The 25,888-nt window shown below is 66.6% G+C and carries 24 protein-coding genes and 1 pseudogene; 9 read left to right on the top strand and 16 right to left on the bottom strand.

The features are described from left to right. The first annotated feature begins 148 nt into the window (after positions 1–148). Positions 149–970 (top strand): HpcH/HpaI aldolase/citrate lyase family protein, encoded by an 822-nt coding sequence (locus tag ABIE38_RS10820; protein ID WP_354056537.1) that lies wholly within the window; start codon positions 149–151, stop codon positions 968–970. An 85-nt stretch (positions 971–1,055) separates the two neighbouring features. Here ABIE38_RS10820 and ABIE38_RS10815 read toward each other — a convergent pair whose 3' ends face one another. Further along, entirely contained in the window at positions 1,056–1,934 is an 879-nt protein-coding gene (locus ABIE38_RS10815) for a sulfurtransferase (protein WP_354056156.1), read from the bottom strand. A 140-nt stretch (positions 1,935–2,074) separates the two neighbouring features. Then, positions 2,075–3,433: an NAD-dependent succinate-semialdehyde dehydrogenase gene (locus ABIE38_RS10810; protein WP_354056154.1), complete on the bottom strand. Its 1,359-nt coding sequence runs from the start codon at positions 3,431–3,433 to the stop codon at positions 2,075–2,077. Between the two features lie 747 nt (positions 3,434–4,180). Here ABIE38_RS10810 and ABIE38_RS10805 point away from each other — a divergent pair. Beyond that, complete coding sequence (locus ABIE38_RS10805; RefSeq protein WP_354056153.1) at positions 4,181–4,609, top strand: helix-turn-helix domain-containing protein; 429 nt, start codon at positions 4,181–4,183, stop codon at positions 4,607–4,609. Here ABIE38_RS10805 and ABIE38_RS10800 read toward each other — a convergent pair. From ABIE38_RS10800 to ABIE38_RS10780, 5 genes are all read right to left on the bottom strand, one after another. Beyond that, on the bottom strand, positions 4,606–5,385 hold the full coding sequence (locus ABIE38_RS10800; protein WP_354056151.1) for a DUF3039 domain-containing protein: 780 nt from the start codon (positions 5,383–5,385) through the stop codon (positions 4,606–4,608). The two genes, ABIE38_RS10805 and ABIE38_RS10800, sit on opposite strands and share 4 nt — an antisense overlap. Before the next feature lie 630 nt (positions 5,386–6,015). Continuing rightward, positions 6,016–8,691, bottom strand: coding sequence for a hypothetical protein (locus tag ABIE38_RS10795; RefSeq protein ID WP_354056149.1), 2,676 nt, complete (start codon positions 8,689–8,691; stop codon positions 6,016–6,018). Further along, on the bottom strand, positions 8,692–10,707 hold the full coding sequence (locus tag ABIE38_RS10790) for a hypothetical protein (protein ID WP_354056147.1): 2,016 nt from the start codon (positions 10,705–10,707) through the stop codon (positions 8,692–8,694). It abuts the gene before it with no gap. Positions 10,708–10,753: 46 nt separating this feature from the next. Continuing rightward, positions 10,754–11,704: a hypothetical protein gene (locus tag ABIE38_RS10785; protein ID WP_354056145.1), complete on the bottom strand. Its 951-nt coding sequence runs from the start codon at positions 11,702–11,704 to the stop codon at positions 10,754–10,756. A gap of 459 nt (positions 11,705–12,163) precedes the next feature. Next, positions 12,164–13,246 carry a serine/threonine-protein kinase gene (locus tag ABIE38_RS10780; protein ID WP_354056143.1) on the bottom strand — a complete coding sequence of 361 codons (1,083 nt, stop codon included), beginning with the start codon at positions 13,244–13,246 and terminating at the stop codon, positions 12,164–12,166. Between the two features lie 465 nt (positions 13,247–13,711). On the opposite strand from ABIE38_RS10780, the gene ABIE38_RS10775 reads away from it, so the two are divergent. Continuing rightward, positions 13,712–14,566, top strand: coding sequence for a hypothetical protein (locus ABIE38_RS10775; RefSeq protein ID WP_354056141.1), 855 nt, complete (start codon positions 13,712–13,714; stop codon positions 14,564–14,566). A gap of 224 nt (positions 14,567–14,790) precedes the next feature. Here the strand turns inward: ABIE38_RS10775 and ABIE38_RS10770 are convergent. The 3 genes and pseudogenes from ABIE38_RS10770 to ABIE38_RS10760 form a co-directional block, all read right to left on the bottom strand. After that, positions 14,791–15,030, bottom strand: a pseudogene (locus ABIE38_RS10770) (DDE-type integrase/transposase/recombinase); the annotation flags it as partial. 198 nt (positions 15,031–15,228) lie between these two features. Further along, a complete protein-coding gene (locus ABIE38_RS10765) occupies positions 15,229–15,450 on the bottom strand; it encodes a hypothetical protein (RefSeq protein WP_354056139.1) in 222 nt (73 codons plus the stop codon). After that, on the bottom strand, positions 15,450–15,710 hold the full coding sequence (locus ABIE38_RS10760; RefSeq protein WP_354056138.1) for a hypothetical protein: 261 nt from the start codon (positions 15,708–15,710) through the stop codon (positions 15,450–15,452). The genes ABIE38_RS10765 and ABIE38_RS10760 overlap by 1 nt, the downstream gene beginning before the upstream one ends. 69 nt (positions 15,711–15,779) lie before the next feature. On the opposite strand from ABIE38_RS10760, the gene ABIE38_RS10755 reads away from it, so the two are divergent. Beyond that, positions 15,780–16,109 carry an SOS response-associated peptidase family protein gene (locus ABIE38_RS10755; protein ID WP_354056136.1) on the top strand — a complete coding sequence of 110 codons (330 nt, stop codon included), beginning with the start codon at positions 15,780–15,782 and terminating at the stop codon, positions 16,107–16,109. A 32-nt stretch (positions 16,110–16,141) separates the two neighbouring features. Here the strand turns inward: ABIE38_RS10755 and ABIE38_RS10750 are convergent, their stop codons facing one another. The 3 genes from ABIE38_RS10750 to ABIE38_RS10740 form a co-directional block, all read right to left on the bottom strand. Next, positions 16,142–16,435: a hypothetical protein gene (locus ABIE38_RS10750; protein WP_354056134.1), complete on the bottom strand. Its 294-nt coding sequence runs from the start codon at positions 16,433–16,435 to the stop codon at positions 16,142–16,144. A 36-nt stretch (positions 16,436–16,471) separates the two neighbouring features. Next, positions 16,472–16,873 (bottom strand): helix-turn-helix transcriptional regulator, encoded by a 402-nt coding sequence (locus tag ABIE38_RS10745; protein WP_354056132.1) that lies wholly within the window; start codon positions 16,871–16,873, stop codon positions 16,472–16,474. A 381-nt stretch (positions 16,874–17,254) separates the two neighbouring features. Beyond that, on the bottom strand, positions 17,255–18,340 hold the full coding sequence (locus tag ABIE38_RS10740; protein ID WP_354056131.1) for a DUF695 domain-containing protein: 1,086 nt from the start codon (positions 18,338–18,340) through the stop codon (positions 17,255–17,257). A gap of 163 nt (positions 18,341–18,503) precedes the next feature. Between ABIE38_RS10740 and ABIE38_RS10735 the strand changes: the two genes are divergently transcribed. Continuing rightward, positions 18,504–19,589 carry an NAD(P)H-binding protein gene (locus ABIE38_RS10735; protein ID WP_354056129.1) on the top strand — a complete coding sequence of 362 codons (1,086 nt, stop codon included), beginning with the start codon at positions 18,504–18,506 and terminating at the stop codon, positions 19,587–19,589. 33 nt (positions 19,590–19,622) lie between these two features. Further along, positions 19,623–20,336, top strand: coding sequence for a CPBP family intramembrane glutamic endopeptidase (locus ABIE38_RS10730; RefSeq protein WP_354056127.1), 714 nt, complete (start codon positions 19,623–19,625; stop codon positions 20,334–20,336). A 60-nt stretch (positions 20,337–20,396) separates the two neighbouring features. Here ABIE38_RS10730 and truA read toward each other — a convergent pair whose 3' ends face one another. After that, on the bottom strand, positions 20,397–21,323 hold the full coding sequence (gene truA / locus ABIE38_RS10725; protein WP_354056125.1) for a tRNA pseudouridine(38-40) synthase TruA: 927 nt from the start codon (positions 21,321–21,323) through the stop codon (positions 20,397–20,399). 47 nt (positions 21,324–21,370) lie between these two features. On the opposite strand from truA, the gene ABIE38_RS10720 reads away from it, so the two are divergent. Genes ABIE38_RS10720 through ABIE38_RS10710 form a run of 3 tightly spaced genes read left to right on the top strand, consistent with a single transcriptional unit; the run spans position 21,371 to position 23,747 of the window. Continuing rightward, positions 21,371–21,892, top strand: coding sequence for a ClbS/DfsB family four-helix bundle protein (locus tag ABIE38_RS10720; RefSeq protein ID WP_354056123.1), 522 nt, complete (start codon positions 21,371–21,373; stop codon positions 21,890–21,892). Continuing rightward, complete coding sequence (locus ABIE38_RS10715; RefSeq protein ID WP_354056122.1) at positions 21,889–22,854, top strand: hypothetical protein; 966 nt, start codon at positions 21,889–21,891, stop codon at positions 22,852–22,854. Before ABIE38_RS10720 ends, ABIE38_RS10715 begins: the two co-directional genes overlap by 4 nt. Next, positions 22,851–23,747: an SGNH/GDSL hydrolase family protein gene (locus ABIE38_RS10710; RefSeq protein ID WP_354056120.1), complete on the top strand. Its 897-nt coding sequence runs from the start codon at positions 22,851–22,853 to the stop codon at positions 23,745–23,747. Before ABIE38_RS10715 ends, ABIE38_RS10710 begins: the two co-directional genes overlap by 4 nt. Before the next feature lie 99 nt (positions 23,748–23,846). Here the strand turns inward: ABIE38_RS10710 and rplQ are convergent, their stop codons facing one another. Both rplQ and ABIE38_RS10700 read right to left on the bottom strand, forming a co-directional pair. Beyond that, positions 23,847–24,449 carry a 50S ribosomal protein L17 gene (rplQ, locus tag ABIE38_RS10705; protein ID WP_354056118.1) on the bottom strand — a complete coding sequence of 201 codons (603 nt, stop codon included), beginning with the start codon at positions 24,447–24,449 and terminating at the stop codon, positions 23,847–23,849. A gap of 34 nt (positions 24,450–24,483) precedes the next feature. Beyond that, positions 24,484–25,518: a DNA-directed RNA polymerase subunit alpha gene (locus ABIE38_RS10700; protein WP_067716627.1), complete on the bottom strand. Its 1,035-nt coding sequence runs from the start codon at positions 25,516–25,518 to the stop codon at positions 24,484–24,486. Positions 25,519–25,888: the final 370 nt, after the last annotated feature.

Below are 25,888 nucleotides of genomic sequence, written 5' to 3'. Positions count from 1 at the left end.
CGATGAGGACCGATCGCGTCCTATGGCTTGCTGGTCACCGTGTGGAACCCCGCGACCGGGGCAACGTATCGTGGGGAGGTTGCCGCGCGACTTCCAACCCGCGACACGCCGTCTCTCGAACAAAGGATGACCGGTAACCATGAACCCCATGTCGACCATCCCGCCGACGATCGCTCGTTCGTGGCTGCTCCTGCCCGCCGACAAGTCCGAGCGCTTCGACGCGGCCGTGGCCTCCGAGATGGACGTCGTGGTCCTGGACGTCGAGGACGGGTGCCGCCAGTCGGAGAAGGAACGCGCGCGCCGCGAGGTCCGCCAGTGGCTCGAGGCCGGCAACCACGCGTGGATCCGGATCAACGACGTCCGCTCCCCCGAGTGGGAGAAGGACCTCATGGCCCTGGGGCACTGCCCCGGCCTCGACGGCGTGATGCTGGCCAAGACCGAGAACCCGGAGCACGTCTCGCTGACGGCCGCCCGGCTGGCCGCGGACACCCCGATCGTCGCCCTGGTCGAGTCCGCCGACGGTCTGGCCGCCGCCACGGAGATCGCCAAGACCGACCAGGTGGTGCGCCTGGCGTTCGGTATCGGTGACTACCGCCGCGACACCGGCATCGGGTCCTCCCAGATCGCCATGGCCTACACCCGGTCGCAGTTCGTGGTGTCCAGCCGGGTCGCGCGAGTGGCCCCGCCGATCGACGGGCCCACCATCTCCAACGACACCCAGGTCCTCATGGACGCCGCCGAGCACGCGGTCGAGATGGGCATGACCGGCAAGCTGTGCCTGCGGGTGGACCAGGCCCCGTATATCAACGAGGTCCTGTCCCCCTCGGCCGCCGACGTCTCGTGGGCCGAGTCCGTGATCGACGAGCTGGGCCCCGGCGGCGAGCGGTGCCGCGACGGCGCCGACCTGCCGCGGCTGGCCCGCGCGCAGAAGATCGCGCACCTCGCGCAGGCCTACGCCGTGACGCGCTGACCACGCTCCCCCGACAACGCGGGCCCCGGTCGTCGACTGTTCGACGGCCGGGGCCCGTGTCGTGGGTCTGGCCCAGTGGGGCGCGCTAGCGGGGTGAGCCGCCCGTGACCAACGGGAGGTCGGGATCACCGGCCCAGGCGGTCATGGAGCCGTCGTACACGGCGACGTCGCCGCGGCCGACGAGCGCGAGGGCGTGCGCCACCCCGGTCGCGGCGATGCCACCGCCGCAGTAGGTCACGACGGTCCGGTCGTCGTCGAGCAGGCCTGCGGCCTCGAACTCGCTACGCAGGTCCTCGGTCGGCCGGAGGGTGCCGGTCTCGGGGTCCTTCAGGGCGAAGACCGGCAGGTTGATGCTGCCGGGGATGTGTCCGCGGCGGGCGTAGGTGTCCACCTCGCCGCGGTAGGTCGGCCCGTCGAGGACGTTGACCAGAACGGTCTGCTCGTCGTCGAGCGCGTCGGCGATGTCCTGGGTCGAGCGGAACAGCTCGGGGCGGCGGGTGCCGGTGAAGGTGCGCGGGGTGGGCTCGGGGACCACGTCGGTGACCTCGTAGCCGGCGGCCGTCCAGGCCGGGAGTCCGCCGTCGAGCACCGTCACGGTGTCGAAGCCCTCGTAGCGCAGGTGCCACCAGAAGCGCGTGGCCCAGAAGCCGTCGTGCTGGTCGTAGACGACCACCGTCGCCCCGTCTCCGATGCCGAGCGCGCCAGCAGCCGCGGCGAACCGTTCGTGGTCCGGCGCGGTCCAGGGCTCGGGGCTGTCCGGGTCAGCGAAGTCGCCGAGCAGGTCGGCGAACACGGCGCCCGGGATGTGCTCGGGGCGGTAGGTCTCGGCCCCCGATTCCGGGGTGTACGGGCCGTCGGTGGGGACGGGGAGGTGGTTGGTGGCGTCGACGACGACGAGGTCGGCGTCGTCGAGGTGCTGGTGCAGCCACTCAACGTTGACCTGCGAAGGCAGAGGGGATGCCATGTGGGTCCTTTCAAGGTTGGTGATGAGTCACCTTCCAAGTGTAGTGACGCTTCACGACTGGGCAACGGATCGCATCGTGGCGATCCGAAGGATGGCGCCGCCCCGACCCCTCATGTACCGGGGCCGGGGCGGGAGCGCCGTCAGTGGACCCGCTGCAGCCGCACGTTGACGAACTCTCCGAGGCCCCACCGGCCCAGCTCTCGGCCGTAGCCCGAGCGCTTGACGCCGCCGAAGGGCAGGCCGGCCATGGTGGTGCCGTGCTCGTTGACATAGGCCATCCCCACCTCGAGGCGCTCGGCCACCTCGGAGGCCTTGTCGGTATCGGTTCCCCACACCGAGCCGGACAGGCCGAAGGGCGTGTCGTTGGCGACCCGCACGGCCTCGTCGACCGAGTCGTAGCCGTACACCATTGCCACGGGTCCGAAGATCTCCTCGGTGTAGGCGTCCATCTCCGGGGTGATGCCGGTGAGGACGGTGGGTTCCATGAACGCGCCCGGCCGGTCGATGGCACGGCCGCCGGTCACGAGGGTCGCCCCCTGCTTCACGGCGCGTTCGACCTGCTCGACAACCCCGTCGCGGGCGTCCTCCGAGGACAGGGGTCCGAGCCCGGTTCCCTCGTCGGCCGCCGGGCCGACCTGGGTCCCCTCGTACAGGTCGCGGAGCTTGCCCACGAAATCGTCCTTCATCTCCGCGGGCACGAACATCCGCTTGGGAGAGTTGCAGGCCTGGCCGCAGTTAGACAGCCGCGCCTTGCCGACGGTCTCGACCAGCTCGTCCAGGTCGTCGGTGTCCAGGACGATGAGCGGGTCCGAGCCGCCCAGTTCGAGAACGCTGGTGGTGAGGTTCTCCCCCGCCACCTTGGCCACGGCGGCGCCGGCGCCCTCGCTACCGGTGAGCGAGACGCCCTTGATCCTGGGGTCGGCGATCATCTCGGCGACCGTGTCGCTGGAGGCGTAGACGTTGACGTACGCGTTCTCCGGCAGCCCGGCCGCGCGCTGCACCTTCTCTATGGCCGCGGACGAGCGCGCGCAGATGCTGGCGTGCTTGAGCACGATGGTGTTGCCCAGCAGCAGGTTGGGGGCCGCGAACCGGGCCACCTGGTAGTAGGGGTAGTTCCACGGCATCACGCCGACCAGGGGGCCGACCGGTTCGTGGGTCACGCGGTTCAGGCGGGCGCCCGGCACGTCCAGGGTCTCGGGCTCCAGCAGCGCGGGGCCGTGTTCGCCGTACCAGCGGTAGATCGAGGCGGCGAGCTTGACCTCGCCCTGCGCCTGGTCGGGGAGTTTGCCCATCTCGGTGGTGATGGCCTTGGCCAGCTCATCGGCGTGCTCGTCGAAGGCGTCCGCGATCGCCAGCAGGATCCGCGCCCGCTCCGCGACATCGGTGGCGCGCCAGGCGGTGAATCCCTCGGTGACGGTGGACAGGATCCCGTCGACGTCGTCGGTCTGGTCGTACTCGCTGTCGGTCGTTCCCGTTGACGGATCGTGGGTGACGTACATGTGGGTTCTCCCGTGGTTCGCGTCCGCCGGGTGATCGACCCGGCTCTGCTCGCGACGGTAGAACGCGCGGACGTGGTGTGCATCCGGTCGGAACCGCGGACCCAGCCGGGCCGAACCAACGCGCTGAAAAGCAATTGGAAACGACGCCATCAATCGGCAGGACCCCGCAGCCCTCGCGCGGTGCTCGAATCAGCGAGCCGAACCGCACCGGACCCCGTGGTGATCTACGGAACACTGCAAGATCTGCATTGCAGTGGACTCGCGGAGCGCCCAGAATATTGACTATTGCAGCTAGAAGGACCATATGGTCTCACTTCGCACACACCGCAGTTCCGGGTAACGGACCGGCCTGCACCCGGAACGGCTCTGGACTGCAGCGTCCTACCTCACTGCGGCAAGCCAAGGCGGAAGAGATGCCGATGGACGAACCAACGCTATGAAAAAGCGAAGATTCCAGAAACGTGGCCGTGGGCGGTCGTCATCGTCGCCGTGTTCAACACAATCGCCGCGATTCCCAAACCCGTCTGACCTCGCCTGGCCGCCCTCGACAGCATCACCCGGAGACCCGCCCGCCGGGAGCACCAGTCGGCGCCCTCGCACGCTCTTAGGCGAAATCGACCTCGCCGTCACCCGACAGCAACGGTCCTTACGGTCGGTGAATCGCCGGGGCAAGTCTGGCCGCACAGTTGCATTGACGAAGGCCAGCCGGTTACAGTTATGACAGTTACCGGCAAGAAGGGGAGTGCAATGTTTGCACCCGCATCCATGCTCGAGGCATCGTCCGTCACCGAGGACGACCGCCGCCGTGCCGAGGAGTTCATCACCACCGACGAGCAGTCGGCCCTGTCCATTTTGCTTCGGCAGGTTCTTCAGGCTACGGCGTGCGGTGCGGATATCGAGGTGTTCTCCGCCGACGCGGAACTGTCGCCCAACCAGGCGTCCGATCTGCTCAAGATGAGCCGCCCGCACCTGCTGTCATTCATGGATCGTGGAGAGCTGCCCTTCCATCGCGTCGGCACCCATCGTCGCATCAAGATGTCCGACCTGCGCGAATTTATGCAGGCACGTGAGGCTGGAACCGAGGTCCTTGCCAATGCTCTGCACGGCGGTGCCACCGCCGCCGACATCTCGCCGGAGTTCTCCGCGGACGAGCTGTCCGAGCTGGACTCCCTCTAACCGCCGCTCGCCAGGTTTTTGAGGATCCGCAGAGCTGCCTCCGCGAAGGGCTCCTCGGCCTCGCACTCCGGGCAGACTGGTAGTTCGGGATGGGTGGAGGAGTCGCCCACGGGCACCCACCACTGTCCGCACACCGCGCGAACAGCCCTGCCCTCTACATATGCCTCGACCAGGCTGGACTTTGCGGTGTAGTGCAAAGCGACCGCTGGAGGAGGAGTGCGGTTCTCCACCGGTTCGAGCGGACGATCAGTTGAGAGCAACTGGATGAGCCCGGCCCGGGTGAGGACGACCTGAACCACGAGGTCCTTGCGGAAGTGAGGTTCGCGCAAAGTCCGATCCGGCTGGAGAAACGGGATGCACGTGCGAAGAATATCGTCCCGCACACCGGCCGGAATCGTGCCGACGAGGCTGAGACGTACCACGAGATCGCTGGTCTGTTCGTGCGAGGTTGGTACGTCCCAATTCGGGTCGAGTGGGCCGGACAGTTGAAGCGTGATCCGAGCAGGGGCGAAGAAACCGGTGACCTCGACGGCGACCTCCGCATTAGTCCGCGCGGTCTTCTCCAGAGCATCCAGGAGTGCTTCGAGCAAAGCCGCCCTGTCCTTCTTCACGTCGCGGCACGCTTGCTCCTGCGCCAACAGGCGAAGGTCCAGTTCACTCGGGCCGAGGGTCCCGCTGGTACGCATCTTCGCGATCGAGGTGACTCCGCTGTCGTGAAACCGGTCATGCGCGTCCACGTAAACTAGCCAGGCAATATTGTTAATTGGGTTGAGCACTGCTCCTCGCCAACCGGCCCCTGTCCGATCCCGTGCTTCATAAACGGGGCGTCTGCCAGCGGCAGTCATCGCCTGGTGGTGGCCCGGACGACCGCTCGCGAATAGGTCTGCACCGTCACGGACCAGTGGAACATCTAGTGATGAGAGGCCCAAATCGGCGAGAAGACGAACTTTCTCCGTCGGATCATCCAACGTTCGAGCCCGTTTTAGGCAGTCACTCACACGCCGTGGGAGCATGTCTTTTTTGTCCAGCGCTTTCAGAACGGCGAGGGTCGGACGTACGAAAATCATACCCACACGTTACTGTCCGCCGATGATGAGGCACCTGGAACCTACTCGGCTTTTCGGAGGGACTACTCGCCGACGACGCGGCCGTTCAAGCACGTTCACGCGGACCAAACCGACAAGTAGGTCGCCACTAGAACATAGGAGAACAGATATGGCACCGGTCGAAGGTCTGAAGATCTGCAGCACCCGATAGACGCAGCCATGGGGATAGGCCCCTTCGGACTGGTCATGTAGGGCTCCCAATTCTTCAGCGCCTCGGCCCTTCTGCCTCCCCGGCGTGTCGCACTAACCCTCACTCAGATTCGAAGAGCCAGAAATGACGGCCAGCCCCCAGAGTGCAGATCAGAAGAACCCTTCGGACTCGGCGTCCTTGACCGCATATACCTCGCCCGAGTTCCTGTCGGTAATTATCAACCGATTGAAATCCCACGCGCAGCCACCGGCCACGATCCCGTCCGGAAGTACGACCTCGCGGCGGACTTTCCCGACGGACACGAACAGGGGGCCAGGTCCGTCCGCGCCGATCGTCGCTGCACAAATCCGATCACCCTCGGCGTCCACCCACACCGGGACCGCGTCGTGACCGGCGAGGTCCCAGCCGGAAACCTCCTCTACACGCCCATCTGACACGCTTACACGAGAAAGTCCATGGTGCCAGCCGCCGGACCTACCCAGCACCGACTGGGCCACCAGCACCGAACTCCCGGAATCAGGATCTGAACTCATCGCGTGCACCAGCCCTAGTTGATCAAGACCTACCTCATCTAGAACTGGCGATGCGACTACACAAGCACCCGTGTCCCCGTGCGTGGTGAACTGTCCCCCGACGAGCAGTTCGGACACACCGGCCGGTGAGTTGCTGGCCTTCTCACGGCTCACAGCCGTCACGGTCAGTCCGTCGCATCCAGCGACGAGGACGTCTTCACTCCCCGGAAAGTCGACTGCTGACGTTGCAGAGGTGAACGACCCACTTCGAACCCACTCGCCCTCATCCAAGACCAGGAGGGACGCGCCGTAATTGCTATCTGGACGATCCCCTTCGACTGGCGCTAAAATCCACGGGCGGTCACGATAACCTCCGAACGTGCGATACTCGCGGAGGTAACTCCACCAGCTGCCATCACCGTCAATGGCCCGGCCCACCCGTCGGCCAGGTTTGGCCCCCACATCGACGAGCCCCGCTGCAGCAGAAGACATGACGACCACACCGTCCCCGAGCCTGCGGGGGGCGTGAGCGATGCCGAGATGTGACACCACCTCGTCTGCTCGAGAGTTGAACGCATCTACCATCTCGTTCTGCAGAACCCACGACGCGTTGTCGGCAACGTGCTCCCAGATCCCTCCGACGCATCCGATCCCATCCGCAACCAAGGCAGTCGATGGACCGCCGGCGCGGCCAGTGATACGACCAACCGGAATCTGGTCTGCCGTGGCCCCCTCTGGCTGACACGTGGAATCCGCGTCGCCCGCTCCGGTCGAGATTTTGTGATCGGGACCATCACCTCCCCTGACCAACTCACCGTCCATCTCGAGTACCGCTACCCGATTGGAGCTGGTCCCGAGATGGATCACGTCCCCGGCCTGAGTGAAGGCAGTCCAGGCAGTTCCTCCCGGATTGTTCATCGCGAACTCGCCGGATGCCCAACCGACGTCCGAGAAGCTCACCACAGTGTCGCCGATAAGTGTTCCGAACGAACCGTCGGAAAGAATAGTCACTCCGACGATCGGCCACTGCCCCTCGCGCACACTGTCCGGCGTCGGGACCGGGACACTCCCAATTCCGGTCGACCGCAACGTGACAGGGCGAGCCTCCCCTGTCACTATGTCGATCACCTCCAACTCACTGCGCCGACTGTCGCCGTCGAGATACTGAGAGGCCACTATCACGGTTCCCTCGTCATTCACCGCGATCTGTCGCGTCCATGCAGCCTTCGGCCACGGATCAATCAGTAGCCGAGGGGGCTCGCTGTCCAAATCCCACAGCCCCGTATCGGAAACACCTACCACGCGGTTACCGAGGAAAGCTATGTCGCTCACCAACCCGACCCTGTCCCCTACCCGGCTCAGATCGGCACCTAATTGTTCCCATAGCGACGCCTGTTCGGCACCGATCTCCTTCGGGCGATCATCGAGAAACAGGGGAACCCCATCAGCCCGCGAGTAACGGTCATCGAGTGACCTCCGGCTCCATACCCCGTCCAGTGTGCGACGCCACAGCGAATATCTGCCCAGACCCTCCGATGCGTAGATAGCCAACCCCCCATCAGCGGCACTTTCCAGCAAAGGCCGCGTGGTGTAGACCAGCGGGACCGCGGATCGGGAGGCATTTCCCAACAGCTGCTCGGCCGACGCGGATACGGCGGAGCGGTTCTTCTCACGTGCCAAGAACGATTGTGGATATGACCCCAGAGACAGAACAAGGCTGAGGACCACGGCTACTGCGATGACGGACATCGACGCCGCTCCCAATCGTGTCCGGTCGCCGGGCAGGAGCACCGAAGCGCTCAGCAGCAAGATTCCGGCGGCAGCGAGAACGCCGACGTAGGCGAGCACCTCGGGCAACCCGGCCGCAATCACGGTCCATCCCGGGCCCAGCCACGCGTAGACCGCCGCGAGCAGCGCAACAGCCGTCAAGTAGAGCGATGGATAGAATCCATGCGACACGGCGCTACACACCGTCAAGACAACCGCGAGGATGACAAAGTACCAACTTACCGGGGCCTCGATCGCACTCACGACCCAGACCGGTACCAAGCCAGCGCAGATCATGCCGGGGATACCGGACCAAAGCCCCGGCCGGAACGCCAGCCCCAGTGGACTTCCGTCGGTCGCATCGGGCTCTGCTACCACCACGAAAAGAAGAAGGCTCAAGAAGACTAAGTAAACACTGATCCTCACCCAGAGTGGAACCGGGGAGCTGCTTCCATCACCACTTACGAACATCAGCAGAGACGTGGTGAATCCGATGACGAAGCCACGGTACAGACTCAGCACCAACTGGGTTAGCGCGACCGTCATCTATCCTTGACCCCGGTGCTCAGCCCATCCCCCGACCGATCCGGGCGTGCCCTTGTCCCCACGTCTACGCCGCGGGAGTGCCTGATCCTGATCCGGCGTCGGCCCAAGCTGACCATGCTGGCCGCCGAACCCGAAGTACTCGGCCATGCGTGCCAACGGACCGCGCCGTTCCGCCACGTCCCGGCCCTCCCGGGCCGACGCGGGCCGTTCGGCGCGGGCAGGCGTCACCCCACCCCGCCGTCCTCTCCCCTCCGGGCTCCGCTTGGAATTCTTCTCGTACCCGGGCCCGAGCGCCGACAGCCGGGGGGTGGTCAGGTCTCTGATCGTCCGGTGTAGACCTATCCGCTCCGCGACCTGCGGCCAGGTGGTCGCCAATACAACTCTGATCTCCTCGGTGGTGAGCCCGCTGGCCACCAACGTCGCCAGCACTGCGTGGGGATCCCACCCCTCGTCCATCAGAACCCCACATGCAGTGGTCACTGCCTCGGCCGAAACTGCGCCGAATCTGGGACTGGTCTTTTTGAAGACCGTGGCCAGGGCCTCAGGCCCCGCCCCCGACGCCTCTGCGTGGCGCACGAACGCCGCTATTTCTATGGGGGCCGCCTTATCCAACGCAGCATCGACGAGATCGTCACCCGCGGGCCCCATCTCACCAATCAGTGCCTTCGCGGCAACGAGGTGCTGTAGAGGACGATTCGCCGATTTCCTGACCCGGACAGCGAAATCATCGACCTCCCGGGCGAGCACTCTGATGGCGTCCTCGGCGCCATGACGTCCTGGGTCTAGGGACTCAATGAGATCGCCCGCGAAATACTGCAACCAAGCCCCGTCGCCACGTCCGTTCAGCAACTCCAGCTGTAGGCGCGTTGTCATCCAGGTGCTGAACTCTGACCATGGGACGCCGAACGCCTCCAGCCTCGGCACCGCCTGACTCGCATCATCCAGACGGTCGTAGATCGCGGCGGAGACAAGCTCGACTAGGTCGGCCCGGTCACTCACGCGCGAGTGGCTCCGCACGGTCTGCGCAACCCTGCCGTCCGTCAGCCCGAGCATGACAGCTCGATCGATCGCCGAGCGCGACGAGAGCCATTGCCCCGCTTCACCCTCGACGGAAACGAGCTTTCGCACCTCGTCATCCGTGAGACGCGCGGGTTCCACGTTATAAAGCCTTCTTACATCCAGAAAATCGAAAAGCTGTCCCACCGATCCGCAACGCGGAATCTGCAGACCATCGATGCGCGCGTACTCGATAATTTCCCCTGCCCGTGCGAGATAAGTGTCGGGCAGATTGTCCGCCCGGCACCTCATCCCTCCCCCCACGTCCGCATCCAACACGAGAGCTGAAGCGGAAGTGTCGTCGCTCGGATCACTCTGCCTGCTCAGCGACACGAACGCGTCCGCAGGCGAACCGCCACTCGGAGTCCACGCCCGTATGTTGGACACATTCTGCAAAGGCTCCGGGATCAGTCTCAGAGCACTGCTTATCAGGTCGGCCAGCTCGTCGACGGAGCGCCCTCGGTAGGTGATCGTGTCGAACACGCCGTCTGCATAGGCCAAGTGGGAAGCCAAGACCAGCGTCGTGGACCCGTCCGTCTCACCCCGTCCGGTACCGGTAGTGGAGCGACTGAGTTGCAACTCGATAGGGCGGGCGTTCTGTGTAGGAAGTGGATCCGAAAACTCATCGGGGCTGCTGAAGGGATAACCCGCTGAGATAAGTTCGAATATCGCACCATCCACCTGACCGACAGGCGAGAGATCAACCAAGTGAAGGAAGAAGGAGCCTTGACGACTCGCCCGCTCGGGAGTGGATCTGCCGAGGACCCGCCCGTTCCCGTGAGCTCGCACGAAGACCAAACAACCCTCGGCAGCTACCAGTCTCGGCAGTTCGCCCAAGCGGTTAACCTCAGTGCCATACTCTTTCGGCCACCCGGACGAATATGCGAATACCCCCCAACCCTTACCTCCGATATCAAGGTTTGCTTCGCGCCACCCGTATCCCAGGTGCTCGAAGGACACCCGGTCATCCGAATCACCACCGACGAACGATGTAGGCTCCCGAAATCTAGTCATGCACCTTCACCTCCGTCCCGTTAGCAGCCTGAATGAACAGATCGACGATTCCGAAGGGCCTGATATTCTCGTACACTCGCACTTCCTTGCCGAGCGAGTCGTCATCCTCCTCAAGGCGAGCCGGTGAGCCTGTCGCGGCCACAGTGAGGAACATGGCCTCCGGGAAATGACTGAGGACGGACCGCACCACCTGCGGAGTCAGTCTGAACATCAATTCACCGACTAGCTCACTTTTCTTCTCGATTTCGGTCACGGAATAGAGGTTTGAAGCCCCATGCGCACCTCTCGACCACCCATCTGGCGGAGCGATCTTAGCCACTAGTTCTTGAGTAAACGCGTCGTTATACTCAACCTTGGTCAGGAGATCCGCCTTGGCCACCACCACCGCGACCCTGAGGCGAGGTGACCCGACCGGGTCGTCGGGACGCAGCCGCGCTACCCGCTTCCAAGTGGAAGCGAGCTGTTCGATCATCTCCTGCGTTATGTGCTCTTCCTGCAGCAGCTCGTTGCGGACCATCGATGTACCTGCTTGGCCTTCCGCAGTGAAAACGATCTCGAGCTGGCGGCGGATGTCGCGGTTGATGTTCGGTGTGATGAAAAACCAAAGCTGGTCAGCCTTGGCGAGGTGGGGACTCACGCGAGCTATACCCTGTTCGTCCACTGACTCCTCACCTGATACATCGATGAAGATCAGATTGGCGCTATGCTGATCATTGCTGATCTGAATGATAAGCGGGCGACGCTGTTCCATGTGCGACCACGGATGACTTCCATTCCCCGCATCTTTTTTGCCCTCACGCGGCTGCGTCGATTCGACCGCCTTCAGATCGTGGAATTGTCGCCTGACCTGACCCTCCCAGTCGCCCCTGTGCTGACCGGGAATATAGACCTTTATGCGGTCGGCGATGTACGGGTCATTCTGAACAGTCTCGATCAACGACACCAGAACGCTCGTCTTCGATGTCGCTGGCTCACCCGCAATACCTATTATGGTCGATGGCCTGTCGATCATCGACCTCGGTATCTCGCAACCATGCTCCGGGCAGTGATACCGATGCCCCTCGATGATTGGAGCAAGAGGCGCATGCGACACTCCCGCTGAGCCCCTCCCCTCAATCCTAGCGAACAGCCTCTCCCTGAGTCCGCGGCGCGGAGCGACGACCTTGTCCTCATTCTTATCCTTGATGACCACACTCTTGTCATCGAATACATGGAGGCAATTGGTGCACATTACCTTCATTTCAGCCTCCGTATCGGATCAGCACATAAAGAAAATACACGGTTAACGAAGGCGTGAGTATTAGGAAGATGCGAACCGAAAGAATCCACCACCATTGAGGCCGCGAGTGCTCATGGAAATAGTCGGAAGCGCGTTTGTGCATCCAATCGTTTCGTTGCGCCATCAGATGACCAGCCCGATCAGAAAGTAGAGCAAATAAGCTAGGACGAGTGCTGCGACGACAGAACTGATGATCGCGCAGGATATGATCCCAGCCCGCCAGGCGTTACTGCCGCGCTCGAGCCCTTCCCCAAACTTGAGAACTACTGACCGGAGCGAGAAGAAGAGAAAGTGGTCATCCAGCCCTAGAGTGGTCACCTGAGGAATTTCCACCTGACGTGTCGGCGCCGGCCTCGGCAGTCGACGTGTTGATTCTTCCTGCTTCGCGTTAGCGCCGGCGACTAGTTCCGACGTCTCGCCCGCGGCGACATCCAAAGAATAGGCTCGAGTGAACTCGGTGGCGAACTGCGCCGCAGTGGAGTATCGACCGTGTTCCGGTAGTCGCTTCAACGCGGTCTCAATCACCTTCGCCACGTTGGCGAATTCTCCTGAGATTAACGTCTTGTGCCCCAGCAACTCACCCGCCACGATTCCCAGCGAATAGACATCACTGGCTGGACTCGGACTATCCCCCCTCTCCACCTCCGGTGCCACGTAGCCCGGCGATCCGTAATAGTAGCCGGTTATTGTCAGCGCCCTGGCGTCACCGATAACTTTTGCGATGCCGAAATCCGTGAGTTTGATCAAGTCCGTCTCTGCACACAAGATAAGATTGGCTGGCTTGACGTCGCGATGGATAATGTTTTTACCGTGCGCGTAATGCAGCGCGAGTGCGGCATCCCTGATGATCCGCACCTTCTCCTCGACGCTTAAGATATCGGAGTCGACGATGTAGTGGCGCAGATCCTTACCTGGCACGTAGTCCATGACCAGATAGGCCTTGGCATGACCCGGAATTGGGCTGTCGTTGAGATGGCGGAACTCGTGGACTTTAACGATGTTGGGGTGATCGAGAGAGCCCGCTGATCTCGCTTCCAGCTCGAAGCGCTCATAGAGTGCAGGCTCTTCGGGCTTCTCTTCGATGACCTTCAGTGCCCTGATGCGGTTGAGGTGTTTGTGCCGGACCTTCCACACCGTTCCGCTGCCACCGCTTCCCAGCGGACCGAGAATCTCATACGCCCCGTCAACCACGGTTCCCACGTCCACTGTCGCCCCTCCACGTCCCTCGGCCTTACTCATACTTCGAGGCGGGCGAGCCCGGCCTGCCGCCCGGATCGCATCGGATGCTCGTCCGAACCGCATTGGTATTGCTACCTCTTACGATAAGCGAGGTTACACTTTTGCCTCCGGGCTGACGCACGATTAGCTCGATGCGGTCTCCAGCAGTCTGAGCTATTGCGCGAACCTCGGGGCTAGCGTTCTTCCACCCAGCCCGTCTCGATAAGTTTCAGCTTTGCGAGACATCAGTTGACCAGCAGCGCGCATGTCCGCGCCTGCTCGCTGGACTTGCGTTGGCTGCCCCCTTCTCACCGAGTCGTTTCGACCCAAGCCTGCTGTGCGGATCGACTTAGCAGGGGCTTGGTGTCGTACCCGGATGACACAGTGACCAGAACGGCCGGGACCCTTGCCTGGCCGCCGTGCAGTCACTCCCCACGGAGAAGGAGATGCAAGATGCCTGGAATGACGTTCTGCGCAGAGCGGGTGCTCCGATGGTTAATCGACCAGCCAGGACAGCAAGCCAGCTCGCTTCCTGACGAAGTAGTTCCCCCTTCACTCGCGGAGACTGTTTACAGCGAGCTTCAGCTTGCCGATCTAGTCCACGCCACCCTGACCCTAGATGGTCAGTTCGACTTCATTCTGACTACGCGTGGCCGTGTAGAAGCCAACCGGATGCGCGAAAGCTACCGCTCTTCACTTGCGCAAATACGGGTCCTGGAGTGGTTGGCGACCCATCCCGAGACATCCCCAGAAGCCATGTTGAAAAGTGAGAGCGCTGCGGACTTCACCGGGTCGCTCTCCGGGCGAGAGGTCAGTCTGGCAGTCGAGGAACTCGAGTCAGGCGGCTACCTCGAGGGGACCAAAGCCTGGGGTGGATCAATGATCCGAGCGCGTCTGACCGCAGCGGGCCAGCGACTCCTTAGAAGCCAGATGAATCTCGACCAGGTTCAACTGTCCGGAGGAATGACGACTACGAACGTTTCGGCTGACAACTATGGAACCCAACATATTGGGAACCAGGCGATTGGCGGACAGGGCCACACAATGACTGCCCATATCGGCTCTGAGGTGTCGGTAGAGGATATCCTCGCGGCGCTGAGCCAGTTCCGGAATCACGTTGAAGACGCTGACCTGCCGGCGGAGGAGAAGCAAGATCTGCTCGAGGAGATTGGGGCGATCGAGAGCCGCGGACCTAGGCGTGGCCTTGAGTGGGTCAGGGCTCAGCTCAATGCGTTGAGCACCGCTGTCACAGGCACGCTGGGGTCGGAGAGCGCAGAACTGCTTATCCGCATGATCTCGGAGTCGTAAAGCTCTCCGATACTTCGCGCCCTTCCCAGCAGTCTAGCTACGGCGTAGCACGAGTGGCCCCTTCGCCAGCTCTCTGGAGAGCCCGATAGAGCGTCGATCGGGTCTGCTGGGCCATGCGGGAAGTACTCCGCATCGCGATCGTCAGGCGGATCGAGAAGACCTACCATCGGGCCCTATCACCAGCCGCTCCGACGCGGCCCATCGACCCGATCAGGTCGTACCGGTTAAGGACGTGGGACGAACTTTCGACTTCTGAACTTGGCTGGTTGTGTCCTGCATACCGAACGCGGGTCCCCCTGATCGTGTCTGGCGGCGGCGTGGTCGAGCGCAGCGACGGCGAGCCGGGACTTCATCCGTGAGTCGATCGAGTAGCCCACGATCCGGTTGGAGTAGGCGTCCTTGATCGCGCAGAGGTAGAGCCTGCCTCCCCCGGTCCAGTGCTCGGTGCTGTCACAACTGGTTCGGGCCCATGGCTGTGAACTCGTGCCGCACTCTGCCCTTGTCGTTCACCACAGCGCAGAGGTCGTCGTGGACCGGAGGACCCGGTTTCTTCCCGTTCACGCTGCGCTTCTTCCCAAACGCCGACCATCAGCCCTGCGGGGAGCCGAGCCTCTACGCGGTCCGCTCCGCCATCGTCTGGCCGGCTCTGCGGGCCTCACCGACTAAGAACCGATAGCCAATCTCGGGGTCGTCCTTGTGGGCGTCGAATAAGCCATTGGCCGATAGGCCGCGACCAGTTCGGCGTCGGCCACCGGGCTGTTCAACAACCGGTAGTACGGCTGGCGGGCGATCTCGAGCGCCCGACACGTCACCGCGACGGGGATCCCGTCGACGGCCAGCTCGCGGACGAGCGGTGGGGGCACCTCCCGCTTGCGGGGGAACATCATTTTCCCGGCAGGTTCGCCTGCGAGAGATACGCCGCCGCGCGACGCAGGACCTCGTTCTCTTGCTCGAGCAGCTTGGTCCGCTTGTTCGCCTCACGCAACGTGTCGGACTCTGTACCGGCGTTCGAGGGACGCGAGCATGAGGACGCTGCGTTCCGCTCGTCGATCGTCAACCACCGCTTCAGGAACGACGGCGAGATGCCGAAGTCCTCCGCGACCTGGGCGACGGAGGAATCCGAGCTCTTGAAGATCCGGATCACGTCCTCTCGGAACTCCTGGCGGGAAAGAGTTCAAGAACCCCAGCTACGTACACGCCCCGGGGCGACGAGTTGCTACTCGCCGCCGGCCTGCTGGCCTTTCACCGCAAAGGGGACGATGACGACTGGCGGACGACGTTCACGATCATCACCCGCACTGGTGAAGACGCGGCCGGCGAAGTCCACGACCGGATGCCCGTGTTCCTGACCCCCGCAGCGTGGGACGTCCGGCTCGACCCGGATAAGGTCACCAAAGATCAGGCTGTCGATCTGGTCAATCTGCTCGACGTCGAGTCCCGGACGGTCGCGTCGACCTTCCGGACCCGTCCGGTGTCCCGGGCGGTCAACAACGTGAGAACCCTCGACCGCCACGACCCGGACCTGATCGCCCGGGTCTCGTAATTGTCCGCGTCCACTTACCCGGACTCGCGGGACTACTTGAGTCGATGAGCGCGGTTTCGCAGAGTCTCCCCTGATCGGTAGGTGGGTTTGCCGTCGGCTCCGTGGCGGTGGCGGCGGGGGTCACGGGCGGCCCATCGGAGATCTCGCAGCAGTTCGGAGGCCCGGTCGTCGCCGAGTTTCGCGATGGCGTCTCGGTAGGCGCCGTGGGTGGTCAGGTCGACGTCTGGGAGGCCGGCGACGGCGCGGTGCCAGCGCAGCAGCTCGAGGAACAGCCCCTCCCCTACTTGGTCGGCTGCGTGGCGGATTCGGTCCAGCAGCTCGTCCATGGCGGGGACTGTAGCGCCGCCCCCTGACATGACTGGTTAATGCAGATCACGGGCGGCGATGAGTCCTGCGATGAAGTCGGCGACGCGGTCGGCTTCGGCGTCGGTGAGGTCGTACTCCTGGCCGGCGACGAGGGTGCGTGCAGGCCCGAGTGGTTCGAGCCCGTAGAGGACCCGTGTGGTGGCGCTCAGCGCTGCGCGATCGGCGATAGTGGAGACGGTGCAGTCCAGGGCGGCGGCGATCGCCTCGAGGCGATCCCGCGGGATCGTCGGGGCGTATGCCTCCCGGCCCCGGGCGGCGGGGACGCGGCCACGTTCCCACAGGCTGAATTGTCCCCCGCTGACGCCGATCGCGACGGCAAGTTTGAGTTGGGACAGGCCCCGCTCGAGGCGGGTTGAGCGGATAGCGCGGCCGAGGGATCGGGCCTCGTCGGGTGTCACTGGCCCCCGTCCCCTGGTAACCCGGGACGGACGAGTGCGATGGCCGACCAACTGCCGCCACCGTCTGCAGTGTCGAGAATAGAGACTTCTAGGGCCGTATCGCACTCTCGGCTGGTGGCGATTCGGCGTTCAAGGTCGATCAGCGCGTGCAGCTCAGTTGGGCCCGTACCAATAGCAAAGGCCATAATTAGTCTCCTCGTGAACCAGTTACTAGATCTGGCTTCAAGCTCTGATGGTGCCGAGAACGTCGGATAGCGTGTCGGGCACCGAATTGCGAGGCCAGGCTCAATCCCAGGTTACTGCGTACTAACCAGTCGCGGCTCTTCGCTCAGGACGCCTTCGTCGGCCCGGTCCCGGGTCCGAGTCAGATTCCGGCCGACCTCACACCCGCAGGTGCTGCACCTTCCGCCAGCCCGGATCGTCGGTGACCGTCAGGGTCACCTCGCCCTGGTCCCAACCGGACGCGGCCACGCGCAGCTGCTCGTGCGCGGGCGTCGCGGAGTCCACATAGAAATGCAGGAGGCGGCGGCCGTTGCAGCTCTCGGCGCCCACGCACTCCCCCGTGCCCTCCAGGCGGTCGACCAGGTGGTCCTCGAAGTCGCGCAACCCCGGCAGGGAGGCCGATCCCGGCAGACCACCGTCCTCGACATCCGTATAGGGCACGTGGACGGCGACGTGACGGTCGAACTCAGGGGCTGACAGCGCGACAAGCGGGACGCGCACCACGGCCACCATCGGGCCCCGGGAGGTGTCGCCGTGCAGGATCTGCCAGGCGGGCTCCCCGTCCTCGTCCGTGTTGTCGCGTTCGATCTCCCGCAGGATCCCGGGCAGTGCGTCGAGCGACACCGCGTCGTCCCCCGGGGCCGTGGCGTTGGAGCGGATCATGCCCACCCACGTCTCCACCGCGGCCTCGCCGCACATGGCGTCGAGCAACAGATAGGCGGCGATCCCGGCGTCGGATCCCTTGAGTCCGGCGAACCCGGGGTGGTGCACGGTCACATCGGCCCGGGAGAGGCCGCAGTCCACCACCACCTCCGCTTCGTCGAAGCCCAAACGACGGTCGCGGAAGTGCATGGCGCACCCGGAGACCGGGTCACGCAGGTCCGCGTACGACCAGTCGGCGTCGGCGGGCGGGGCCTGGGCGAGCCACCGGCGCGCCGCCCCGCGGAGTTCGGGCACCCCGGCCGCGGTGACGGTCAGGCGGTGCGGGGCGCCCTGAGACCCGGGGACGAACTCCCACGACAACCCGGGGTCGATCGCCTCGATGAGCGAGGTGATCTCCGGGACCACGCGGCGGGCGTCACCCGACTCCAGCGCGGCGGTCGTACGGCGGCACCCGCCCTCGGTCCACCACCGCCAGAAGGTGGTGACGGCCCGGTCCGAGCGGAGCCTGGCGGTCTCGATGCGGACGCCGGACAGGTCCATCGATCTGGAGAGTTGTCGGGGTCGTGCCGCGCCGATCGCCATCTGTTCTCCCTCCGCCCGTCACGGTCCGTCTGGCTCGTCTGCTTCCAGTATCCGGATAAGCCGCCTCCCGTGCGCGGAACGGCTCACCCCGGCCGGGCCCCCAGCCCGTCCTGACCCCCGGCAACGGGTGCGCATCGGCGCCCGCACTGGAAGAGTCTCGGGTATGACCAACCCCCACGGTTCCCCCGACGCCCCGACCGGCCCGCGCGTCCTCGTCATCGGCGCCACCGGGTACGTCGGCGCCCGTCTCGTCCCCCGCCTCCTCGCCGACGGCGCCGAGGTCTCGGTCCTGGCGCGCACCCCCGCGCGGCTCGACGACGTGCCGTGGCGGGACCAGGTCACCGTCCACGAGGGCGGTCTGGGAGACGAGGCCGCGCTGGCGGCCGCGCTCGACGGCGTCGACGTGGCCTGCCACCTCGTCCACTCGATGGGCCACTCCACCGACTTCGAGAAGGAGGAGCGCGAGACCACCGAGGCGTTCGTCCGCGCCGTCGAGGCCGCCGGGGTGGGCCGCATCGTGCACCTGTCCGGGCTGCACCCGAAGGACGAGACCGATCTGTCGACGCACCTGCGCTCGCGCGTGGAGGTGGGCCGGATCATGCTGGCCTCGTCCGTGCCCGCGCTGGTGATCCAGGCCGGGGTGGTGATCGGCTCCGGGTCCGCCTCGTTCGAGATGATCCGGCACCTGACCACCCGACTCCCGGGGATGGTCACCCCGAAGTGGGTCAGCAACCGCATCCAGCCGATCGCCGTGCGGGACGTGGTCCACTACCTCGCGGCCGCCACCACCGTTCCGCTCGACGGGGAACTGGCCAACGGCCGCGTGATCGACGTGGGCGCGCCGGACGTGTTGACCTACGGGCAGATGATGCAGATCTACGCCGAGGAGGCCGGGCTGCACCGCCGACTCATGGTCCCGGTCCCCGTGCTCACGCCCAAGTTGTCCTCGCTGTGGATGGGACTGGTCACCCCGCTCGAGCCCGGCCTGGCCCGACCGCTGGTGGAGTCGCTGCGTTGCGAGGCGATCGTCCTGGTCGACGACGCCGACGAGGTGCTCGGCGCCCCGCCCGGCGGCCGCACGAGCTACCGCCAGGCCCTCCGCGAGGCCCTGCGCGTGCCGCACGGCCCCGCCCGTCCCGCACTGTGGGCCGCCGCCGACCCGCTCGGTGACCCGGCGCGGTTGCTGCCCAGCGACGCCGACTGGGCCGGGGTCCGCCCGCCCGCCGTGTGGCACGCCCGCACGAGGTGATGGACTGCGATGAACGCGGGCGGAATCGATCCCATGCCTGAGCCCGTGCCCGACACCCTGTTCGGCCGCTACCGGCACGCGTTCCGCACCGGCGAGATGGAGACCGCGCCGGTGCCGCCGACCCGCCGCCGCCTCGTCGTCGTCATCATCACCCTGGTCCTGGGCACGGCCGTCAGCGCCTGGGCGCTGCGGATCCCGCCCGGCGACACGATGTTCTATCCCGCCACGGCCCTGCTCGCGGCCGTGTGGCTGGTGGGGGCCTTCGCCTCCGGCCCGATCCGGGTGGGGTGCGAGCCGTACCGCCCGGGCCGGCCGATCCTGTCCTCTGTCCTCGCCGCCACGGCCCTGGCACTGGTCTTCTGTGTGGGGGCGGTCGTGGTGGCGCAGATCGAACCTCTCCGCGAGCCGGTCCAGGCGCTGCTAGCCCACGCCACGGTGGGCAACCTGGCACTGGTGGCTTTGCTCACCGCGGTCAACGGCGCCGCCGAGGAGTGCTTCCACCGCGGCGCGGTGTACTCGGCCACCTCACGCATCCACCCGATCCTGGTGACCACGCTGATCTACGGCGTGGTCACGGCCGCCGCCGGCATCCCGCTCCTGGTGGTCGCGGCCCTCGTGCTGGGGCTGGTCACCGCGGTGCAGAGGCGGTGCACCGGCGGGGTCCTGGGGCCGATCGTCACCCACGTGGTGTGGTCGATGGTCATGCTGTTCGCGCTCTCACCGATCTTCGACGCGGCGAGCGGGTAGCCGGGGTCCGCAGCATCGTTCCCCGCAGCGCTATCCCCCGCAGTGCTGTTCACCGTGGCACTATCCCCCGCAGCACCCCGCCCCGGCCCCCGGGCCACGATCCGGCCCGGGGCGCACCTCACGGGTGGTGAGGTTACGGGCCGCCAGGTCCGCCTCCGCCGGGTAGTCCACCCCGACCAGCGAGAGCCCGCACGCCGGGGCCACGGGCACCGACGACGCCCGCTGCGTCTCGAGCAGCAGCCCGCCGATCCACTCCTGGTCCCGCCGACCCTCCCCCACGGCCATCACCGCGCCCACGAGGCTTCGCACCATGGACCAGCAGAACGCGTCGGCGCTCACCGACGCCGTCCACACCTCGGCGGCCCCCGGCGCGTCCGGGCCGCGCGGATCCGGCTCGGCACGCCAGTCGAAGCGCTGGAGCTCGCGGATCGTGGTGGCCCCCTCCCGACGACGACAGAACGCCGCGAAATCGTGCAGGCCCAGCAGCCTCGAGGAGGCCCGGCGCACCGCGTCCAGGTCCGCCGGGCGCGTCCACGGCGCGGTGTCGCGGGCGCGGGTCGGTTCCGGCCCCCACGGCGCGGTGGTGAGCCGGTACTCGTAGTGGCGGCGCAACGCGGAGAAGCGGGCGTCGAACTCCGCGGGCGCCCACCGGGCGTCCATCACGGCGATGTCGGCGGGCAGGAGCCTGGCGAGTCGGCGCACGAGCGCCTCGGGACGACCGTCGAACGACCTCTGGTCGAGCCACGCCGGATCCACATCGAGATGGCACACCTGGGCCCGGGCGTGGACCCCCGCGTCGGTGCGTCCGGCGACGGTCAGGGTCACGGGGTTCCGCAGCACCGTCCCGAGCTTCTCCTCCAGGACGCCACACACCGTGCGCAGACCGGGCTGCCGGGCCCACCCGGAGAAGTCGGTGCCGTCATAGGCCACGTCCAGGCGGATCCGGCGGGTGGATGTGTCGGCCGCGAACTCCGACGGGGTGATCATGACCGTCGACGCTAGCCCACCGGCCCCGGCCGTGGCAGGCTCGGGTCATGCCCCGTCCGACCACCAGGTCCGCACTGCTCGAGGCGGCCGCCCACGAGTACGAGCGGCTGCACCTCGCCCTGGGCCGATTCGACCCCGCGGTGCTTGCCGACCTCACCTGGGAGGCGGACATCGAGGACACCTCCCGGCACCCGCGCGACGTCCTCACCCACATCCACGCCTGGCAGCTCCTCGCCCTGGGGTGGGCGGAGGCCGGTGAGGCCGGCAGCACCCCACAGATCCCCGGTGAGGGGCGCACCTGGCGTGAGACACCGGCGATCAACGCCGAGATCCGCGAGCGCTACCTGGGCACGGCGTACGCCGACGCCGTCGACCTCCTCGCGGGGAGCCACGCCCGGTGCCTCGAGGTGATCGGGTCGCACTCCGACGACGAGCTCTTCACCCGCGGCCGCTACGCCTGGACCAAGAGCACCACCCTCGGCGCCTACTTCGTCTCGGCCACATCGAGCCACTACGTGTGGGGGCAGAAAACCCTCCGGCGGATCCAGCGCGCCCTCTCGTCGCCATGACCGCCCACCCCGACGTGCTGCCGTGGCTGCGGGCGTCCGACCCCTCGACGGCGTACCTGGCCGCCCGCGATCTCGAGGATGACGGCGACCCGGGGCTGCGATCCGCCATCGCCTCCTCCGGGGTGGGCGCGGCGATCCTCGCCGTGCGGCGCTCGGACGGGCACTGGGGGTCGGGCTTCTCCCAGCCGGAGTGGACCAGCACCCATTACACGTTGCTCGAGCTCGCGTGGCTGGGCCTGGACCCTCGTGAGCCCCGCGCGGCCCGGTCCGCGCGGATGGTCCTGGAGGCGCCGCGCTGCGACGACGGAGGCCTGTGCGCGGGCCTGTCCTCCCCCCGCAGCGACGTGTGCATCAACGGCATGGCGCTGACCTACTGCTGCCACTTCGGGGCGGACACCTCCCTGCTGGCCGGCGTGGTCGACGCGATCCTGGTCGAGCGGATGGCCGACGGCGGATTCAACTGCCGGAGCACGCGGTCGGGGGCCACACATTCCTCAGTGCACACCACCACGTGCGTCATCGAGGGGTTTACCGCCTACCTCGCGGCCGGGCACGCGCACCGCGCCGACGAGGTCACCGAGGCGCGCGCGGGTGCCGTCGAGTTCCTCCTCGTGCACCGCCTGTTCCGTAGCCACCGGACCGGTCAGGTGATCCGTCCGGAGTTCACCCGACTCCATCACCCCGCACGGTGGCGGTACGACGTCCTGCGCGGCCTCGACGCCGTCACCCACGCCGGTGTGGTGCGCGACGACAGACTCTCCGAGGGCCTCGACATCCTCCGTCGGCGGCGCCGGGACGGCCGCTGGTGCGGCGCCCGCGGCTACCCCGGGGCCACCCACGTGGAGTACCCGCCTCCCCGCGAACCGAACCCGTGGATCACGATCGCCGCCCTGCGGGTCCTGCGTCGGACCGGGGTGGACCCCGGACGCCTCCGGCCCGGCTCGGCCAGGATGGGAACATGACCTGTCGCCGCATCGCCGTCCTCGCCGCCACCGCGCTCGCCGCCGCGACCACCCTGGGGGCGTGCACCTCCGGCGACGACGGCGAGGACCCGCAGGACGGTCCCCTCCCCGCCGCCACCGGTCCCGCTCCCGACACCGGCCCGACCTACGCCCGCTACGTGGCCCTGGGCGACTCGTTCGCCGCCCTCGGACCGACCGACGCCCCCACGAGCGGGCCCGCGGGGTGCCTGCGCTCCACGGCGAACTACGCGTCGCTGCTCGCCGAGCGCGAGGACGTGGGAGAGCTCGTCGACGTCACCTGTGGCGGCGCCGAGACCAGCCACATGACCGGACCCCAGCTCGCCGACGCGCCTCCCCAGTTCGACGCCCTCACGCCGGACACGGACCTGGTGACCCTGTCGATCGGCGGCAACGACATCGGATTCGGCGCGATGGTGGGGTGCATCCTCCAGACCCCGCGGGCGCAGACCGGGGCACCGTGCCGTGACCGGCTCGAGTTCGCCGTGACCGACCAGCTCGACGCCCTGGCCGGCCGGCTGGACAGCGTGTACGACGGCATCCGCGACCGCTCCCCCGACGCGCGGATCGTGACCACCGCCTACCTCCCCCTGGTCCCGGACGACGGCGGCTGCGAGTTCGTCTCCGGGATGAGTCCGGGCGACGTCACCTGGACGCGGCACGTGACCGAACGGATCAACCTGATCGTCTCGGACGCCGCCGCCCGCGCCGGCGCGGCCGTGGTCCAACCCGAGGACGCCGCCCAACGCAACGCCTGCGCGCCGGCCACGGAGCGCTACACCGACTTCACCGGCGAGGAGACGGGGTCGCATCCCATGCACCCGACCGCGGCCGGGCACCGGGCGATGGCGGAGGCCGTGGGCGCGGTTCTCTGACGGGGACCACCGGGACGACGACAGGGGCCCCGCCGACCGCGTGACGCGGTGGGCGGGGCCCCTCACACCGGATCCGTGACGGACCGGGCCTCGAGCGACTCAGGCCTTGTCGGTGTCCTCGCCGGTGGCGTGGGTGGTGTCCTCGGACACCGCGTCGGCGGTCTCCTCGGCGGTGTCCACGTCGGCGTCGTCGGCGGCCTCGACCTGATCGGCGATCGGGCTGTTGGCCTCGGCCTCGGCCGTGACGTCATCGGCGGTGTCGTCGGTGGACTCCGTGGCCGACGTGTCGGCCGACTTCCTGGAGGCGGCGGCGCGGGTGGCGCGCGTGGCCTCGGCGGACGCCAGCGGCTCGGTGACGAGCGCGATCATCGCCATGGGCGCGTTGTCGCCCTTGCGGTTCTCGAGCTTGACGATCCGGGTGTAGCCACCGTCGCGGTCGGCGACCCGGGGGCCGATCTCCGCGAACAGCTTGTGCAGGACGTCCTTGTTGCGGACGAGCTTGGCGGCCTCACGACGGTCGGCCAGCGTGCCGCGGCGCGCCTTGGTGATGAGCTTCTCCGCGTACGGACGAAGCAGCTTCGCCTTGGTCTCCGTGGTACGGATCGCATCGTGCTCGAACAGCTGGGTGGCCAGGTTCGACAGGATGAGCCGCTGGTGGGCCGGGGATCCGCCGAGGCGGGCGCCCTTCTTGGGCTTGGGCATCAGATTCTCCTAGGAATGGTGTGCTGAGAGCTCGTCAGAGCTGCTCGGTCTCGGCGTAATCCTCGCCGCCCTCGTCGGTCCACGTCCCGGTCTCGGCGTCGTAGCCGGCGACCGAGGCGGGATCGAACCCGGGGGGCGCATCCTTGAGCGACAGGCCGAGCTCCACGAGCTTGACCTTGACCTCGTCGATCGACTTCTGACCGAAGTTGCGGATGTCGAGCAGGTCAGACTCGCTGCGCGCCACGAGCTCGCCCACGGTGTGGACACCCTCGCGCTTGAGGCAGTTGTAGGACCGGACCGACAGGTCCAGGTCGTCGATCGGCATGCCGTAGGCGGCGATGTGATCGGCCTCGGCCGGGCTGGGCCCGATCTCGATGCCCTCGGCCTCGTCGTTGAGCTCCCGCGCCAGGCCGAAGAGCTCGACCAGCGTCTTGCCCGCGGACGCCAGGGCGTCACGGGCGGTCATCGAGTTCTTGGTCTCGACGTCCAGGACTAGTCGGTCGAAGTCCGTGCGCTGGTGCACACGGGTGGCCTCGACCTTGTAGGTGACCTTGAGGACGGGCGAGTAGATCGAGTCGACCGGGATGCGGCCGATCTCGTGTCCCGCGTCCTTGTTGAGCCCCGCGGGGACGTAGCCACGACCGCGCTCGACGACCAGCTCGATCTCCAGACGGCCCTTCTCGTTGAGAGTGGCGATGTGCAGGTCCGGGTTGTGCACCTCGACGCCGGACGGCGGGACGATGTCACCGGCGGTGACGGCTCCCGGGCCCTGCTTCTTCAGGTACATGGTGACCGGCTCGTCCTCGACGGACGAGACGACCAGGCCCTTGAGGTTCAGGATGATGTCGGTGACATCCTCCTTGACGCCCGGCACGGTGGTGAACTCGTGCAGGACACCCTCGATGCGGATGCTGGTCACGGCCGCGCCCGGGATGGACGACAGCAGCGTGCGACGCAGGGAGTTGCCGATGGTGTAGCCGAAACCGGGCTCGAGGGGCTCGAGCACGAACCGCGAGCGGTTCTCGGAGACGACCTCCTCGGTGAGGGTGGGCCGCTGGGAGATGAGCATGTGCTACCTCTTTCGATTCTCGGCGTCCGCTATTTGACGCCGTAGTAACCCACCGTCGCCGGGGGGGGGGGGGGGGGGGGGGCCCCCCCCCCCGGGGGGGGGCCCCGGGGCGCCCGGGTTAATCACACCAAAAACACACACGGCCCGGGGCAAACCAAATCGGGCGCCCCGGGACCCGGGGGGCCCCCCCCCCCGGGGGGGGGCCCCCCCCCCCCCCCCGCCCGCCCGGCCCCCCCCCCCCCCCCCCCCCCGGGGGGGGGGGCCCCCCCCCCCCCCGCCCCGGGGCGGGGCCCCCCCCCCCCCCGGGTCCGGGTGGCCTGGCTCCTGGTGACGATCGCGGTCCTCGTCGTCGTCGTCATCGCCTCGATCT

This window comes from Dietzia sp. 2505 (assembly GCF_040546785.1).
Taxonomy (GTDB): domain Bacteria; phylum Actinomycetota; class Actinomycetes; order Mycobacteriales; family Mycobacteriaceae; genus Dietzia.
Note: the sequence above shows the minus strand (reverse complement) of the source record. Positions and strands in the feature narration are given on the sequence as shown.

What these genes read in the sequence shown, in the direction of transcription:
- ABIE38_RS10715 (WP_354056122.1), top strand. Translation starts at nt 21,889, where the DNA reads ATGACCGCCCACCCCGACGTGCTGCCGTGGCTGCGGGCGTCCGACCCC.
- ABIE38_RS10805 (WP_354056153.1), top strand. Translation starts at nt 4,181, where the DNA reads ATGTTTGCACCCGCATCCATGCTCGAGGCATCGTCCGTCACCGAGGAC.
- ABIE38_RS10765 (WP_354056139.1), bottom strand. Translation starts at nt 15,450, where the DNA reads ATGTTCCCCCGCAAGCGGGAGGTGCCCCCACCGCTCGTCCGCGAGCTG.
- ABIE38_RS10750 (WP_354056134.1), bottom strand. Translation starts at nt 16,435, where the DNA reads ATGGACGAGCTGCTGGACCGAATCCGCCACGCAGCCGACCAAGTAGGG.
- ABIE38_RS10815 (WP_354056156.1), bottom strand. Translation starts at nt 1,934, where the DNA reads ATGGCATCCCCTCTGCCTTCGCAGGTCAACGTTGAGTGGCTGCACCAG.
- rplQ (WP_354056118.1), bottom strand. Translation starts at nt 24,449, where the DNA reads ATGCCCAAGCCCAAGAAGGGCGCCCGCCTCGGCGGATCCCCGGCCCAC.
- ABIE38_RS10735 (WP_354056129.1), top strand. Translation starts at nt 18,504, where the DNA reads ATGACCAACCCCCACGGTTCCCCCGACGCCCCGACCGGCCCGCGCGTC.
- truA (WP_354056125.1), bottom strand. Translation starts at nt 21,323, where the DNA reads ATGATCACCCCGTCGGAGTTCGCGGCCGACACATCCACCCGCCGGATC.
- ABIE38_RS10700 (WP_067716627.1), bottom strand. Translation starts at nt 25,518, where the DNA reads ATGCTCATCTCCCAGCGGCCCACCCTCACCGAGGAGGTCGTCTCCGAG.
- ABIE38_RS10720 (WP_354056123.1), top strand. Translation starts at nt 21,371, where the DNA reads ATGCCCCGTCCGACCACCAGGTCCGCACTGCTCGAGGCGGCCGCCCAC.
- ABIE38_RS10820 (WP_354056537.1), top strand. Translation starts at nt 149, where the DNA reads ATGTCGACCATCCCGCCGACGATCGCTCGTTCGTGGCTGCTCCTGCCC.
- ABIE38_RS10730 (WP_354056127.1), top strand. Translation starts at nt 19,623, where the DNA reads ATGCCTGAGCCCGTGCCCGACACCCTGTTCGGCCGCTACCGGCACGCG.
- ABIE38_RS10795 (WP_354056149.1), bottom strand. Translation starts at nt 8,691, where the DNA reads ATGACGGTCGCGCTAACCCAGTTGGTGCTGAGTCTGTACCGTGGCTTC.
- ABIE38_RS10810 (WP_354056154.1), bottom strand. Translation starts at nt 3,433, where the DNA reads ATGTACGTCACCCACGATCCGTCAACGGGAACGACCGACAGCGAGTAC.
- ABIE38_RS10740 (WP_354056131.1), bottom strand. Translation starts at nt 18,340, where the DNA reads ATGGCGATCGGCGCGGCACGACCCCGACAACTCTCCAGATCGATGGAC.
- ABIE38_RS10775 (WP_354056141.1), top strand. Translation starts at nt 13,712, where the DNA reads ATGCCTGGAATGACGTTCTGCGCAGAGCGGGTGCTCCGATGGTTAATC.
- ABIE38_RS10710 (WP_354056120.1), top strand. Translation starts at nt 22,851, where the DNA reads ATGACCTGTCGCCGCATCGCCGTCCTCGCCGCCACCGCGCTCGCCGCC.